The organism is Bradyrhizobium sp. MOS003 (assembly GCF_003020125.1).
Classification (GTDB): Bacteria; Pseudomonadota; Alphaproteobacteria; order Rhizobiales; family Xanthobacteraceae; genus Bradyrhizobium.
Genome location: NZ_PYFW01000001.1, coordinates 1,393,786 through 1,408,600, shown reverse-complemented (window position 1 = coordinate 1,408,600; position 14,815 = coordinate 1,393,786). Strand labels below are relative to the sequence as shown.

The window sequence follows — 14,815 nt, the reverse complement described above, 5'->3', positions numbered from 1 at the left end:
TCAGCGCGCCGGCGCCGGCACGCCCATCGTGGCGAGGGCACGCCGCCGGCTGCCCGCGAGCAGGGGGCCGAACGCAACGGCAAATCCGAGGAACGCGACCAGCCAGCCGCAGGCAGCGACGTGCAACAACGCATCGCTGTGCGCGGGCAACACCACGGCGGCGACCCGCGCCAGGGCTGCGATGATGATCGCCGCATAGATTCCCTGGACCGCCGGCGAAGCCGTCAACGCCTGTCCAGTATGGCCAAGGCTTGCGCGGGTCATCACCGCCAGCGTCATCGTTCCCGCCGCACCCGTCATCCAGGCGTGGATGCCGGCGCTCGGCGGCAGCGCGCCGAAAACCGCCAGCGTATGCAGGATGAAGCCGAGCGGCACGAAGAAATAGCCAATATGCAGGATCACCAGCAGTCGCTCGCGAAACGTGCGATCGCCGGCCCAGCGCGCAAGCCGCACCAGATGCAGCCCGCCGACCAGCGCCATCAGGACACCGGTGACGGCATTCAGCGGCGCCACGATCCAGCAGAGGAGCGCGAGCGCGCTGCATCCGATCACTGCGCCATCGAAGCGTCCGAACGGCACCGGCAGGCGGCCGGGATTGAACTTGACCAGCCAGTTGCGGGTGAAGCTCGGAATGATGCGGCCGCCGATCAGCGAGATCAGAAGCGTGACCACACCGATGCCGACACGAATGCTGACATCGGCGGCACCTCGGTAATGCGCCTCGAGATGAAACGCGACATTGCCTGCGAGCAGAACGGACACCAGCACCACCACGGGCAGGTTGCGCCAGTTGCCGCCTGCGATGATCTCGCGCGCCGCGGCGGCGACGACCAGTGCCAGGAAGGCGGCATCGACGAGAAGCGCGAATGCCCAGCCAGTGTCGGCCGACAACGTCACCGCGACACGCCCGGCAAGCCAGACCAACACCAATGCCGCGAGCGAGGTGCCCTGAATCGGCAGCCGCCCGGTCCAGTTCGGGATGGCCGTGAACAGGAACCCGGTGATGACAGCCGGCAGGAAGCCATAGAGCATCTCGTGGACATGCCAGTCGCGCGGAGCGAACGCGGAACTCACCGACAATTCGCCATAGAACATCGGCAGCCAGGCCAGGATCGACAGCCCCGCCTGGATCGCAGCGAGCAGGAAAAAGGGCCGAAAACTGTTCGCAAACAGCGGCCAGCCCTCATACTTGCGGGATCGTGTGCCAGCCATGGGGTCAACTCCAATAGATTCAGATCGTTGTTTGGAAAAATACTGCCAGTCGGCCGTTCCGTTTTGCGCTATCGCAAACATCAGGACGATTGCAGGTGCCATCACACTCCCGAGCGCCAAGGAGGCAGAATTGGCCAAGGTCGACACATCGCTGGTTGCGCATTTACCGCTATTTGCCGGGGTCACGCCGGAAGCGCTGGACGAGATCCTGCGTGAGGCCCGTTCGGCGCGTTATCCCAAGAACAGTGCCATTTTCGAGCAGGGTGCGGACGCACAGTCCTTCTTCCTGCTGCTGCACGGCCATGTCCGCGCTGCCAAGACCACGCCGACCGGCGAGCAGATCGTGGTCCGCTACGTCGCGCCCGGCGAAACGTTCGGGCTCGCCATGGCGATCGGGGCCGCGCGATATCCGGCGACCGCGATCGCGGTCGACGACAGCGTGGTGCTGATCTGGCCGACCTCCGCCTGGCCGCGGCTGGTCGAGCGATTTCCCTCGCTTGCCGCCAACACGCTCCAGACCGTCGGCACGCGCCTGCAGGAGAGCCACACCCGCATCTTGGAAATGTCGACGCAGCAGGTCGAGCAACGCGTCGCGCATGCGCTGCTGCGCCTCGCCAAGCAATCCGGCAAGAAGCTCGAGCACGGCATCGAGATCGACTTCCCGATCAGCCGTCAGGACATCGCGCAGATGACCGGCACCACGCTGCACACGGTCAGCCGCATCCTGAGCGGATGGGAGAGCCAGGGCCTCGTCGAGAGCGGCCGTCAGCGCATCATCCTGCGCGAGCCGCACAGGATCGTCGTGCTGGCGGAGCGGAGCGCCGACAGCGGCGCGGCGTGAGAGCCGCGCCGGGACATCTCCGCACAGGATAGGTCGAGATAGGGGTGAGGGCGCTTCCGCTTACGGCGAAAGCCGCCCCTCACCCGGGAATCCGCGCGCGCCTGCGCGAATTCCAGACCGCTTCACGCCGGCACGCAATCGCACAATGCGGCGAGGAATTTTTCGCGGTCGATGCCATGCTCGCGGCAGGCATCATCCACCGTGTGGAAGGTTGCGATCGGGCAACCGACACAAGCCATCCTGAAGGCCAGAAACACCCGGATCGTGTGCGGCGCCGTGCGCATGATGTCATCGACCAGATCGTCGGATCGGAAAGACATGGACACCTCCGTTCCGACACGACGATAATGGAGGGAAGCGGAGTTTCTTTGTGGCAGCGCAAGCTGGCGTGAGGTCCCTCAGAGCGTCAGTCCGGGGCGCGCAGAGCGCGAGCCCGGAATCCATCGCGCAGCAGATGACGTGGAGAAATGGATTCCGGGCTCGCGCCAAGAGGGCGCGCCCCGGAATGACAGAGCGAGGTTAAACCGCCCGGCTGTGCAGCTGCTTCGCCGGATTGAGATGCGCATCGAACGCGGCCGCGACGCTGCGGACCAGGAAGCGCGAATCCTTTTCAACTGCGAGGCGGTTGCCGTCCAGCCGCACGACGCCGTCGGAGATCAGAGGCTTCAGGCGCGATGCCGAGTCCAGCATCGCTCCTGCTTCTGCACCATGGCGAGCGCAGATATCACCGAGGTCGGCGCTGAACTCGCACATGATGCGTTCGATGATGTCGGCGCGCAGCCGGTCGTCATCGGTGAGCCCATAGCCCTTGGCGGTGGCGGGATGGCCTGCGGCGATGCTCTGCGCATAGGCGCCGATCTGCACCTCGTTCTGGACGTAACCCTGCGGCAGATGCCCGATCGCACTGGCGCCGAAACCGAGCAGGACCTCACTCTTGTCAGTGGTGTAGCCCTGAAAATTGCGCCGCAGCGTCCGTTCCTCGAAGGCCACCGCCATGGAATCGCCGGGTCGCGCGAAATGATCGAGCCCGATCTGCACGTAACCGGCCTCCTTCAATGCATTCGCGATCGCGCAGGCCTGGTCGTGGCGCGCGAGGCCGTCCGGCAGCACAGCCTCGTTGATCATCTGCTGGTGCTTCTTGAAGCTTGGCACATGAGCATAACCGAACACGGAGAAGCGGTCGGGCGCGAGAGTGAGGCTGCGCCGGACGGTATCCAGACACGACGCGACGGTCTGGTGCGGCAGGCCGTAGATCAGGTCGAAATTGAGTCCCTCGATGCCGGCGCGCCGGAGCATGTCGACCACGGAAGCCGTCTGCTCGAAGCTCTGCACGCGGTTGATCGCCCGCTGCACCACGGGATCGAAGCTCTGCACGCCGAGGCTGGCGCGATTGACCCCGGAGAGCCGCATGGCATCGACCATGTCGGCGGTCAATGTGCGGGGATCGATCTCGACCGCGATCTCGGCCGAGGGCAGCACGAAAAACTTCTGGCGCATCGTCGCCATCAACTCGGCGAAAGCTTCCGGCTGCATGATCGTCGGCGTGCCGCCGCCGAAATGGATATGCTCCACCTTGATGCGGCGGCCGATGGTTTCGGCGACCTGCGCGATCTCGTTGCGCAACGTCCGCTGATAGCCGGCGATGAGCTCGTCGCGGCGGACGATCTGGGTATGGCAGCCGCAGTACCAGCACATCTCGCGGCAGAACGGCACGTGGAGATAGAGCGACGCGCTGGCGCCCGCCGACAGCTCCGCCAACCACCGGGCGTAGGTGTCCGGACCAATGGCCGCCGAGAAATGCGGTGCGGTGGGATAGCTCGTGTAGCGTGGCAATCGCTCTTCGCCGTAGCTCGCCGCAAGATCAGCTCTCATATCTTACCCATTCGTAAATTTCCGCCGTGTGCAGACCTCAAGCAAATCACGGAATGCACTCCATTACCTTGGATCCGAGGGGGCGACCTTGCGCTCGCGCAAAGTCGGCCGGGCGTGCGCGCCGGAGATTGCGTTCGCGCAAAGCGCAGCGGCCGGTTCCGGGCCATGATCGCGACAATTCGCACTGCATCCGGAGCGTTTGCCCATGAGGCTTTTCGCACTCGAACTGATCTTCTCACTGCTCGACGTCCGCGGCCATATCCCGCGTTTCGACGATTTCCGCCCGGCCCCGGCCGCACCGGCCCCGGTCGGCGCCGCGCGCGTTCTGGCCGCCTTAATCGCTGTCCTCGTCGGTCTGTCGCTGGCCATCTGGGCGGCGGTCCGGCTCGCCGTACATCTCTTTTAGCCGCGTCTTTTCCGCGGCCCCGATCACGATCTCATCCAAGCGCGCATTCCCAGGCACGGTCATCCTGGCATGCCTTGTCGAGTCGCACGCCTTTGCAGGCCTCGACATCAGCATAACGCCGTCGCATGCGGCTAACCTGGTGTCACCGATCCTGCTCCGTTGAAACACCTAGGTGCTGTTGCGGAGCTGAATCCGGCAATACCTTGTCGCAGCGCAAACACGCTTGCCGCGATCGGCGCACACTGCATCCGTCATCAAAAACTTTTCCAGATGAAGGATGCTTCCGATGTTCACCCGCAGAGCCGCATTGATCAGCGCCGCCGCGACAGCTCTGATGCTGGCGACCCCCTCCTTGGCTGCCGATGATCTCAAACTGCCGCGCCAGAAGGTCGAGCTGGTCGCTCCGCCCTTCGTGCATGCGCACGAGCAGGCGACCAAGCAAGGCCCCAAAATCATCGAGTTCACGCTCACGATCGAGGAGAAGAAGGTCGTCATCGACGAGAAGGGCACGACCTTCCAGGCGATGACCTTCAACGGCTCGATGCCCGGCCCGCTGATGGTGGTGCATGAGGGCGACTACGTCGAAACGACACTGGTCAATCCCGCCACCAACACGATGCCGCACAACATCGACTTCCATTCCGCGACCGGCGCGCTCGGCGGCGGCGCGCTCACGCTGATCAATCCCGGCGAGCAGGTCGTGCTGCGCTGGAAGGCAACCAAGACCGGCGTGTTCGTCTATCACTGCGCCCCGGGCGGTCCGATGATCCCCTGGCACGTCGTCTCCGGCATGAACGGCGCCGTGATGGTGCTGCCGCGTGACGGACTCAACGACGGCAAGGGCCACGCGCTGAAATACGACAAGGTCTACTACATCGGCGAGCAGGATATGTATGTGCCGCGCGACGAGAAGGGCAATTTCAAGTCCTACGACTCGCCTGGCGAAGCCTTCACCGACACCGAAGAGGTGATGAAGAAGCTGATCCCCTCCCATGTCGTGTTCAACGGCAAGGTCGGCGCGCTCACCGGCAAGAACGCGCTGACGGCCAATGTCGGCGAGAACGTGCTGATCGTGCATTCGCAGGCCAATCGCGACAGCCGTCCACATCTGATCGGCGGCCATGGCGATTATGTCTGGGAGACCGGCAAATTCGGCAATGCACCCGAAGTCGGGCTCGAGACCTGGTTCATCCGCGGCGGCTCGGCGGGAGCTGCGCTGTACAAATTCCAGCAGCCCGGCATCTACGCCTATGTCACGCACAATCTGATCGAGGCGGCGGACCTCGGTGCCACCGCGCACTTCAAGGTCGAAGGCAAGTGGAACGAGGATCTGATGACCCAGGTGAAGGCACCTGCCGAAATCCCTGCCGCCAACACCAACTAGACGTGAGAAGGGGCCGGTCATCACCGGCCCCTTCTTCCTTCGGGGAACGACCATGCTGATCGCATTCAAGCTCAAACTGGCACTCGCCTGCGCCGCCGGGCTCGCAGGACCGGTCGCGGTTGCGCCGCTGGTCTCGGACGTGGCCGTCCACGGCACGGCGGCCGAGCCTGCGATCGTCAGGGTCGCGGCAGGCAGCCTGTCCTATCGCGAGGCCGGCGATTTCACGCGCGGTGGGCAGCAGGCGGAGGCGCCGTTGCGCGCGATGCGCATCGACCGTCCCCTGCACATCATGCGAAACCAGGTCTCCTCATCCGACTATCAGCTTTGCGTACAGGACGGCGCATGCCGCGCGCTCGATCGCGACGTCGCCATCGCTCCCGATCGCCCCGCGGTGCAGGTGAGCTGGCACGATGCCGAGGCCTATGCCGGCTGGCTGTCGCGCAAGACGGGTCACCATTACCGATTGCCGAGCGATGCGGAATGGGCTTTTGCGGCCGGCTCCCGCTTCAGGGATGATAGCGTACCGGTCGACGCAGACGATCCTTCGAAGCGCTGGATCAGCCGCTATGAGCGCGAATCGGAACGCGACCTCTCCGACACCACGGCCTATCCGTTCGGCAAGTTCGGCCCGAACGAGCACGGCGTCGAAGACCTCGCCGGCAACGTCTGGGAGTGGACCTCGACCTGCTTCGTGCGCTCGCGCGTCGACGCTTCAGGCAATGCCGACCGCCCGACCGTGAACTGCGGCGTGCGTGTCGCCGAGGGTGCCCACCGCGCCTATGTCACCGATTTCATCCGCGACGCCCGCGCCGGCGGCTGCGCCCAAGGCGTGCCGCCCGCAAATCTCGGCTTCCGCCTGGTGCGCGAGGAAACGTCCTGGGTCGCGAGCGTGTCGGCGCGCTGGGGCAAGGTGTGGGCGGTGAGGTCTTGATCGCGTAGCACGTAGCCCGGGTGAGCGAAGCGACACCCGGGGATATCCCGCGTGTCGCTTCGCTCATGCGGGCTACCGGCGCGCGCATTGCAAGAGCGACGGCGCTTGCTTCGACTCCGTCATTGCGAGCGTAGCGAAGCAATCCAGACTCTTGCCGCGGAAACAGCCGGGATTGCTTCGTCGCAAGGGCTCCTCGCAATGACGAGGCGGAGCAGGTGCCAACACCGGATGCCACGCATGAAAATGGCCGGGACGAAGCCCGGCCATTTCACAATGATTCGCGAAGACCTTACGTGTTCTTCAGCGCGACGCGGAATTCGGCTTCGGTCTTGGCCTTGACCTCGTCAAGCGAGACGCCGTCGGCAAGTTCGATCAGGGCCATGCCACCGTCGCCGTGCTTGTCGATGGTGAAGACGGCGAGATCCGTGACGACCATATCGACCACGCGCTCGCCGGTCAGCGGCAGGTTGCACTGCTTCAGGAGCTTGGAGCCGTCCTTGGCCGAATGCTCCATCACCACGACGACGCGCTTGACGCCGGCGACGAGATCCATCGCGCCGCCCATGCCCTTGACCATCTTGCCGGGGATCATCCAGTTGGCGAGGTCACCGTTCTGGGCCACCTGCATGGCGCCGAGGATCGAGAGGTCCATGTGGCCGCCGCGGATCATGCCGAACGAATCCGCGCTGGAGAAATACGAGGTCGACGGCAGCTCGCTCACGGTCTGCTTGCCGGCATTGATCAGGTCGGCGTCTTCCTCGCCCTCATAGGGGAACGGACCCATGCCGAGCATGCCGTTCTCGCTCTGCAGGCTGACATCGACCCCGTCGGGGATGTAGTTCGAAACCAGCGTCGGTATGCCGATGCCGAGATTGACGTAATAGCCGTCGCGCAGTTCCTTTGCGGCGCGTGCGGCCATCTGTTCACGGGTCCAGGCCATCAGATTTCAACTCCAGTGCCGGCGGCCGGCGCCTTGGTCGGACGCGGGCGGGTGTTACGGAATTCGATGCGCTTCTTGGCCGTGCCGACCTCGACGATGCGCTTCACGAAGATGCCGGGCGTGTGGATATGGTCGGGATTGAGTTCGCCGGCCGGAACCAGATGCTCGACCTCGGCCACCGTGACCTTGGCGGCGGTCGCCATCATCGGGTTGAAGTTGCGCGCGGTCTTGCGATAGATGAGATTGCCGGCGGTGTCGCCCTTCCAGGCGTGCACGATGGCGAGGTCGGCGAACAAGCCGCGTTCCATCAGATACTTCTCGCCGTCGAACTCCTTCACTTCCTTGCCTTCGGCGATCAGCGTGCCGACGCCGGTCTTGGTGTAGAAGGCCGGAATGCCGGCGCCGCCGGCGCGGATGCGCTCGGCCAGCGTGCCCTGCGGATTGAATTCGAGTTCCAGCTCCCCGGCGAGGAATTGCTGGGCGAACAGCTTGTTCTCGCCGACATAGGACGAGATCATCTTCTTGATCTGCCGGGTTTCCAGGAGGCGGCTGAGGCCGATGCCGTCGACGCCGGCATTGTTGGAGACGACCGTCAGCCCCTTGACGCCGGCCTCGCGGATCGCGTCCGACAGCTCCTCGGCAATGCCGCAGAGGCCAAAGCCTCCCGACATGATCATCATGTTGTCTTTCAAAATGCCTGACAGAGCCGACTTGGCGTCGGGATAGACCTTGTTCATGCAAATAACCTTCGACTGAACCTTCGGCTTGGAGGCGTCGCGCCCTATTGGCGGCGATTATTAGGCGAAATCCTCCAAAGCCGTCAATGATACGGGGTTCTCCGCACCGCGCCCGGGTGATAGAAGCTGCCCACACCGTGGGCAGAACCGTCCGCGGCCTTGAAAGCGACAAGAAAAACCATCAAGTTGCGGGGGTTGGGCGTGGGCACGCAGGTTTCCCGACCCGTCCTTCTGGCTCCAACGACCAACCCGATCAGGACATGCCATTGACCATGGCCCAAGGAATGAAGCGCCTCGGGACGCCGATCGCGGCGCTGCTCGGCGTTGCGCTGATCGCCCTGATCGCGACCTCATGGCTCATCAACCGCGACGCGCTGCGCAAGGCGGTCGAAGCGCAGATCCGCGACGTCACCGGGCTCGAGCTCAGTGTCGCGGGTGCAATCGACATCTCGGTGCTGCCGGCGAGCTACATTTCCTTCCGTGACGTCGGCCTCAAGGGCGGCGGCACCAGCGATCCCGCGCTCCAGGTCGACGTGCTCACCGCCAATCTGCGGCTGCTGCCGTTGCTGCTGCAACGGTTCGAGATCGCCGACCTGACGCTGCTGCGGCCGCGCATCCATGTCAGCCTGAAGCCGGACGGCCAGAGCAACTGGACGCCCTTCATCCAGACCATCGCGCGCACCATGAAGCCCGGTGCCGAGAACCAAGTCTCGTTCTCCGAAATCCGGATCCAGGACGGCGTGCTCGATTACGAGGACGCCGCCACGCACGGCACCGAGAAGTTCGAGGACATCGACCTGTCGCTGGCCTGGCCCTCGATCTCGCGTTCCTTCGCCGCGACCGGACAGTTCGACTGGCGCGGCGAGCGTGTCGACGGCTCGATCAGTTTTTCCGATTTCGTCGCCGCCCTCTCCGGGGAGCGCTCGGGGTTGAAGGCGCGGATCGCCAGCGCGCCGCTCAAGCTCGCCTTCGACGGCAGCGTCGCCAACCGCACCAGCCCGATGATGGAAGGTATGCTGACGGTCGACAGCCCCTCCTTGCGCAACGCGCTGCGCTGGACCGGGCAGCCGCAGCCCGCCAGCGGCGGCTTCGGCCGCTTCGTGCTGAAAGCGCGCGCCAACGTCGTCGGCGCCTCGATCGCGCTCACCAACGTCAATGTCGAGCTCGACGGCAATGCGGCCGAGGGCGTCATGACCTACGCCAATAACGGCCGGCAGACGCTGCAGGCGACGCTTGCCGCGGACGCACTTGACTTCACACCTTACATCTCGACCTTCCGCCTGCTCGCGAGCGGTGCGCGGGACTGGAACAGGCAGCTGTTCGATCTCAACGGATTGTCGACGACCGACCTCGACATGCGCCTGTCGGCGGCAAAGCTGACGGTCGGATCGACCAAGCTCGGCCGCACCGCGATCGGCGCCAATTTGCGCAACGGCACGCTGGCGCTCTCGGTCGGCGAGGCGCAGGTCTATGGCGGAATTGCCAAGGGCTCGTTCGGCATCGCGCGCTCCGACACCGTCGCCGACATCAAGGCGCAATTCCAGTTCACCGACGTCGATCTCCAGGCCTGCGCCACCGAACTTTTCGGCCTCAACAAGCTGTCCGGCCGCGGCAACATCAACGTGTCGCTGTTCGCCTCGGGCTCGAGCCCGTTCGGCCTCGTGCAGTCGCTCGACGGCAGCGCCACCGTCACCGGTCACGACGGCGCGATCGCGGGCTTCAATGCCGAGCAATTGCTGAAGCGCCTGGAGCGGCGGCCGCTGTCGGGCGGCGGCAATTTCCGCAACGGTTCGACGCCTTACAACAATCTCACCATCGCCGTGAAATTCTCCGATGGGGTCGCCACCGCCGAGGACATCCGCGTCGAAGGGCCGGCGGCGAAGATCACGCTCACCGGGACCGCCTCGGTGCCGACGCGCGAATACGACATGAAGGGCGTGGCGAGCCTCAACAGCACGTCGGGCTTCGAACTGCCATTCGTGGTGCAGGGCCCCTGGGACGATCCCCTGATCTTCCCCGATCCGGAAAGCCTGATCCGCCGCTCGCCGGCCTCCGCGCCGCTGCTCGACATGCTGAAGGACCGCAAGGGGGGCGACGCCGTGCGCTCCGCGATCGAACGCATCACCGGCAGCGGAAAGCCTCCTCCACAGGCGGATTCGCCGACGGCGGAGAACGCCAAAGAGAACCCGAAGGACAACGCGAAATCCAACTGAGGATCGCGATCATCTGCCGCCGCCCGACGAAAGCACGAATTGATCAGGGCGAATTGATGCGGCGATTGGATCGATGCACGCATTAAGCATCTCCGCAAGGCCCGCCACCACGACCTATGTCTGACAACATGCCGCTAGATCGAGCTTACGCCATGCGCTAGTGTTTTATACGACCGGTTAAAAACACCGGCCGTTTGAGGGAGAAAAACGTGAAATCCAAGGTTATTGGCGCAGTATCACTGGCGGTCGCTGCGGCCGGGCTGTTTGCAGCCGCTGCACCCGCATTTGCGCAGCAGAAGACGATCACAGTCTGGTGGGGCAAGGGCTTCTATCGTTCCGAAGACGACGCGCTGCTCGATACGATCAAGAAGTTCGAAGCCAAGACCGGCATCAAGGTCGAATTGTCGCAATACGCGATCCAGGACATGATTCCGAAGACGGTCGCAGCGCTCGATGCCGGCACCGTGCCCGATGTCGCCTATTCCGATTCTTATGACGTGCAGGCGCAGGGCAAGTGGGCCTATGAGGGCAAGCTCGAGGATCTCTCCGACATCATGGAGCCGATCAAGGACCGCTTTGTCCAGAACACGCTCGATGCGTCGATCCTCTACAACGACGTCACCAAGAAGAAGGCCTATTACGGCTTCCCGCTGAAGCAGCAGAGCATGCACGTCCAGATCTGGAACGACATGCTGGAGAAAGCCGGCTTCAAGCAGGCCGATATCCCGACCGACTGGGCGGGCTACTGGACGTTCTGGTGCGACAAGGTGCAGCCTGGCATCCGCAAGGCGACCGGACAGCGCATTTACGCCGTCGGCCAGCCGATGGGCGTGGAATCCACCGACGCCTTCCAGTCGTTCTACACCTTCATGGACGCCTACCACGTCAAGCTGGTCGACGATGACGGCAAGCTCACGGTCGACGATCCCAAAGTTCGCGAGAACCTGATCCACGCGCTGAAGGACTATACCGACACCTACATCAAGGGCTGCACGCCGCCCTCCTCCACGACCTGGAAGGATCCCGACAACAACGTCGCCTTCCACAACAAGACCATCGTGATGACCCACAACTTCACGATCTCGATCGCGGCGAAGTGGTACGAAGACTCGCAGAACCAGGCTCTCACGCCCGAGCAGCGCGAAGCCGGCAAGAAAGCCTATGAGCAGGACATCATTACGGCGTCCTTCCCGAAGGCGCCGGATGGCTCGACCATCCGCTACCGCTCCGACGTCAAGACCGGGCTGATCTTCACCGCGGCCAAGAACAAGGCCGAGGCCAAGCAGTTCATCAGCTTCCTGCTCCAGGAAGAGAACGTCCGCCCCTACATCGAAGGCGCGCTCGGCCGCTGGTTCCCGGTAACGAAGGCGAGCCAGGACAGTCCGTTCTGGCAGGCCGACAAGCACCGCAAGGCCGTCCACGCCCAGTTCACCGGCGGCACCGCGGCGTTTGACTTCACCAAGAACTGGAAGTTCACGATCCTCAACAACGAGAACGTGTGGGCGAAGGCGATGAACCGCGTCGTCAGCGAGAAGGTTCCCGTCGACAAGGCCGTGGACGAGTTGATCGCCCGCATCAAGCAAGTCGCGGGTTAAGTCGTCCCTCCCTCTCCCCGCCTCGCGGGGAGAGGTGCTAGAACAACCACCGGCCGCGCTTCGCGGCCGGCTTCTCTTTGAAGAGTCCGAAAAGAATGGCGATCACGCTCTCTGGCGATCAGGCACTCCCCGGCCCGCCCCTGTCGTCGCGACTGACCCCGGCACAGGTCTGGGGCATCGTACTGCTCGCGCCCTATCTGCTCGTTTTCCTGGCCTTCGTGGTCTATCCCGTCTGCTACGGGCTGTGGCTGGCGCGGGCCCCGTCGAACTATGTCGCGCTTTACAACGATCCGATCTTCGCGCGCGCCGCGGTCAACACGCTGATTTTCCTGGTCATCGGCATCAACATCAAGATGGTGATTGCCCTGTTCCTGTCCGGCTTCTTCGCCGTGCAGCGCCCCTGGATCAAATGGCTGTCGGTGATCTTCATCCTGCCCTGGGCGGTGCCGTCGATCCCGACCATCCTGTCGGTGCGCTTCATGTTCAATCCCGAATGGGGCGTGATCAACCACCTCATCTTTTCCTTCACCGGCGACGACGGCCCGAACTGGCTGAACGACCCGACCGTGGCGCTGACCATGGCGATCGGCGTGCACATCTGGAAGTCGCTGCCGTTCTGGACGCTGATCCTGATCACCGGCCGCCTCGCGATCCCGCACGATCTGTTCGAGGCCGCCGAGGTCGACGGCGCCAGCTGGTGGCAGAAGTTCCGCTATATCACCTGGCCGTCGATGCAGACGCTCTACATCACCTGCACGCTGCTCTCGATGATCTGGACGCTCGGCGACTTCAACAGCGTCTATCTGCTCACCGGCGGTGGTCCGGCCGACCTCACACATGTGCTGGCGACGCTCGGTATCCGCTATCTCCGGCTCGACCAGCTCTCGCTCGCGATGGCTTCCATCGTCTGTGCGATGCCGTTCGTCCTGCCGCTCGTGTACTTCATGATGAAACGGTTGTCGCGATGAAGCTTCCCTCTCTCCGTGACGTCGCGACGGAAGCGCGGCTGCTGCTGATCGGCATTCCCGTCTTCCTGTGGACGATGATCCCGATCTACCACATGTTCCTGTTCGCGATCTCCCCGAAGGAGGACGCGTTCTCGGGCAAGCTGTGGCCGGACCATCCGACGCTCCACAACTTCACGATCGTGTTCAAGCAGCAGCATTACTTCCTGCGCGACTTCTATGCCCAGTTCTGGAACTCGCTGGTGATCGCCGCGGCCGTCGGCGTCCTGACGCTGGTCATCGCCACGGCCGCGGCGTTCTCGATCTCGCGGCTTCGGGTGCCCGGCGGCCGCATCGTGATGAACCTCGCGCTCTTCACGTATTTCATCCCGGCGGCGTTCCTCGCCGTGCCGATGTACCGCACGATGGGCAATTACGGCCTGCTCAACAATCACTGGTCGCTGATCCTTGCGATGGTGACGATCGCAAGCCCCTACGCGATCTGGGTGCTGAAGCAGGCCTCCGACAAATTGCCCGTGGAGCTGGATGAGGCCGCGGTGATGGACGGCGCCACCACGCTGCAGATCTTCCGCATGGTCTATGTGCCGCTGATGATGCCCTCGCTGGTCGCGATCGGCACCTATGCGGTGCTGCTGGCCTGGAACGAATATCTCTACGCGTTCCTGCTGCTCTCGAACGACCGCGAGATCACCCTGCCCGTCGCGCTCGGCAACTTCCTCGCCGCCGACGACTCGCCGTGGGAGCTGTTGATGACGACCGGCTTCATCTACGCACTGCCGCCGGCCGCGATCTACTACGCCTTCCGCCGCTACATGGTGGGCGGGCTGACCGCAGGTGCGGTGAAGTCGTAGGGCAAACCATCATTCCGGGGCGAGCTGTGCGCGTCCCGGAATGACCTCCTCTTACAATGGCGCCGCGCTCTCGCCTTGCGAGCTCGAAAGCTTCGAGGCCAGCGAGGCGATCACGATGACCGCCGCGATCAGGGCGATCACCAGCGTGCAGATCGCGTTGATCTCGGGCTTCACTCCAAGCCGCACCTCCGAATAGATCCGGATCGGCAGCGTCGCCGAGCCCGGGCCGGTGGTGAAGCTCGCGATCACGAGATCGTCCAGCGACAGCGTGAAGGCCAGCATCCAGCCTGCGACGATCGCGGGCGCGATCAGCGGCAGCGTCACCGAAAGAAAAGCGCGCACCGGATCACAGCCGAGTTCCATCGCCGCCTCCTCCAGCGAACGGTCGAGCGAGCCGAGGCGGGACTGCACGACCACGGCGACGAAACACATCGTCAGCGTGGTATGGGCGATCGTCACGGTCCAGAAGCCGCGCTCGGCGTTCAGCGCGACGAACAACAGCAGCAGCGACAGCCCCGTGATCACCTCGGGCATCACCAATGGCGCGTAGAGCATGCCGGAGAACAGCGTACGGCCGCGGAAGCGCTCGCCGCGCGACAACGCGACCGCGGCGAGCGTGCCGAGCAGCGTGGCGATGGTCGCCGAGGAGGCCGCGACACGAAAGCTCATCCAGGCCGCCTCGATCATGGCGCGGTCGTTGAAGAATTCATGATACCAGCGCAGCGACCAGCCGCCCCACACCGTCACCAGCCGCGAGCCGTTGAAGGAATAGATGACGAGGATGAGGATCGGGAGATAGAGGAAGGCCAGCCCCAGTGCGAGCGAGGCGATGTTGAAACGGGACAGGCGGGAGACCTTGCGCATGGCA

14 protein-coding genes are annotated in these 14,815 nt (G+C 64.0%); 8 read left to right on the top strand and 6 right to left on the bottom strand.

What is annotated here, in order from left to right:
- On the bottom strand, positions 1-1,212 hold the full coding sequence (locus C7G42_RS06740; protein ID WP_106948200.1) for an NnrS family protein: 1,212 nt from the start codon (positions 1,210-1,212) through the stop codon (positions 1-3).
- A gap of 130 nt (positions 1,213-1,342) precedes the next feature.
- Between C7G42_RS06740 and C7G42_RS06735 the strand changes: the two genes are divergently transcribed.
- Complete coding sequence (locus C7G42_RS06735; protein WP_106948882.1) at positions 1,343-2,053, top strand: Crp/Fnr family transcriptional regulator; 711 nt, start codon at positions 1,343-1,345, stop codon at positions 2,051-2,053.
- 122 nt (positions 2,054-2,175) lie between these two features.
- On the opposite strand, the gene C7G42_RS06730 is transcribed toward C7G42_RS06735, so the two are convergent.
- Both C7G42_RS06730 and hemN read right to left on the bottom strand, forming a co-directional pair.
- Positions 2,176-2,373 carry a DUF1858 domain-containing protein gene (locus C7G42_RS06730; RefSeq protein WP_091888479.1) on the bottom strand — a complete coding sequence of 66 codons (198 nt, stop codon included), beginning with the start codon at positions 2,371-2,373 and terminating at the stop codon, positions 2,176-2,178.
- 199 nt (positions 2,374-2,572) lie between these two features.
- Positions 2,573-3,925 carry an oxygen-independent coproporphyrinogen III oxidase gene (gene hemN / locus C7G42_RS06725; RefSeq protein ID WP_106948199.1) on the bottom strand — a complete coding sequence of 451 codons (1,353 nt, stop codon included), beginning with the start codon at positions 3,923-3,925 and terminating at the stop codon, positions 2,573-2,575.
- Between the two features lie 205 nt (positions 3,926-4,130).
- Here hemN and C7G42_RS06720 point away from each other — a divergent pair, with 205 nt between their 5' ends.
- The 3 genes from C7G42_RS06720 to C7G42_RS06710 all read left to right on the top strand — a co-directional run bounded on the left by C7G42_RS06720 (position 4,131) and on the right by C7G42_RS06710 (position 6,646).
- Complete coding sequence (locus tag C7G42_RS06720) at positions 4,131-4,331, top strand: hypothetical protein (RefSeq protein ID WP_106948198.1); 201 nt, start codon at positions 4,131-4,133, stop codon at positions 4,329-4,331.
- A 286-nt stretch (positions 4,332-4,617) separates the two neighbouring features.
- Complete coding sequence (gene nirK / locus C7G42_RS06715) at positions 4,618-5,715, top strand: copper-containing nitrite reductase (protein WP_199580681.1); 1,098 nt, start codon at positions 4,618-4,620, stop codon at positions 5,713-5,715.
- A 52-nt stretch (positions 5,716-5,767) separates the two neighbouring features.
- Positions 5,768-6,646 (top strand): SUMF1/EgtB/PvdO family nonheme iron enzyme, encoded by an 879-nt coding sequence (locus tag C7G42_RS06710; protein ID WP_106948196.1) that lies wholly within the window; start codon positions 5,768-5,770, stop codon positions 6,644-6,646.
- A gap of 289 nt (positions 6,647-6,935) precedes the next feature.
- Here C7G42_RS06710 and C7G42_RS06705 read toward each other — a convergent pair whose 3' ends face one another.
- Both C7G42_RS06705 and C7G42_RS06700 read right to left on the bottom strand, forming a co-directional pair.
- On the bottom strand, positions 6,936-7,586 hold the full coding sequence (locus C7G42_RS06705; RefSeq protein WP_094976913.1) for a CoA transferase subunit B: 651 nt from the start codon (positions 7,584-7,586) through the stop codon (positions 6,936-6,938).
- Positions 7,586-8,323, bottom strand: a complete 738-nt coding sequence (locus tag C7G42_RS06700; protein WP_094976912.1) for a CoA transferase subunit A — start codon at positions 8,321-8,323, stop codon at positions 7,586-7,588. The genes C7G42_RS06705 and C7G42_RS06700 overlap by 1 nt, the downstream gene beginning before the upstream one ends.
- 272 nt (positions 8,324-8,595) lie before the next feature.
- Here C7G42_RS06700 and C7G42_RS06695 point away from each other — a divergent pair, with 272 nt between their 5' ends.
- The 4 genes from C7G42_RS06695 to C7G42_RS06680 all read left to right on the top strand — a co-directional run bounded on the left by C7G42_RS06695 (position 8,596) and on the right by C7G42_RS06680 (position 13,947).
- On the top strand, positions 8,596-10,536 hold the full coding sequence (locus C7G42_RS06695) for an AsmA family protein (protein ID WP_199580798.1): 1,941 nt from the start codon (positions 8,596-8,598) through the stop codon (positions 10,534-10,536).
- Positions 10,537-10,745: 209 nt separating this feature from the next.
- Positions 10,746-12,131 (top strand): ABC transporter substrate-binding protein, encoded by a 1,386-nt coding sequence (locus tag C7G42_RS06690; RefSeq protein ID WP_106948194.1) that lies wholly within the window; start codon positions 10,746-10,748, stop codon positions 12,129-12,131.
- Between the two features lie 95 nt (positions 12,132-12,226).
- Complete coding sequence (locus C7G42_RS06685) at positions 12,227-13,099, top strand: carbohydrate ABC transporter permease (protein WP_106948193.1); 873 nt, start codon at positions 12,227-12,229, stop codon at positions 13,097-13,099.
- Positions 13,096-13,947, top strand: coding sequence for a carbohydrate ABC transporter permease (locus C7G42_RS06680; protein ID WP_106948192.1), 852 nt, complete (start codon positions 13,096-13,098; stop codon positions 13,945-13,947). The genes C7G42_RS06685 and C7G42_RS06680 overlap by 4 nt, the downstream gene beginning before the upstream one ends.
- A 51-nt stretch (positions 13,948-13,998) precedes the next feature.
- Here C7G42_RS06680 and C7G42_RS06675 read toward each other — a convergent pair whose 3' ends face one another.
- Positions 13,999-14,811: an ABC transporter permease gene (locus C7G42_RS06675; RefSeq protein ID WP_106948191.1), complete on the bottom strand. Its 813-nt coding sequence runs from the start codon at positions 14,809-14,811 to the stop codon at positions 13,999-14,001.
- Positions 14,812-14,815: the final 4 nt, after the last annotated feature.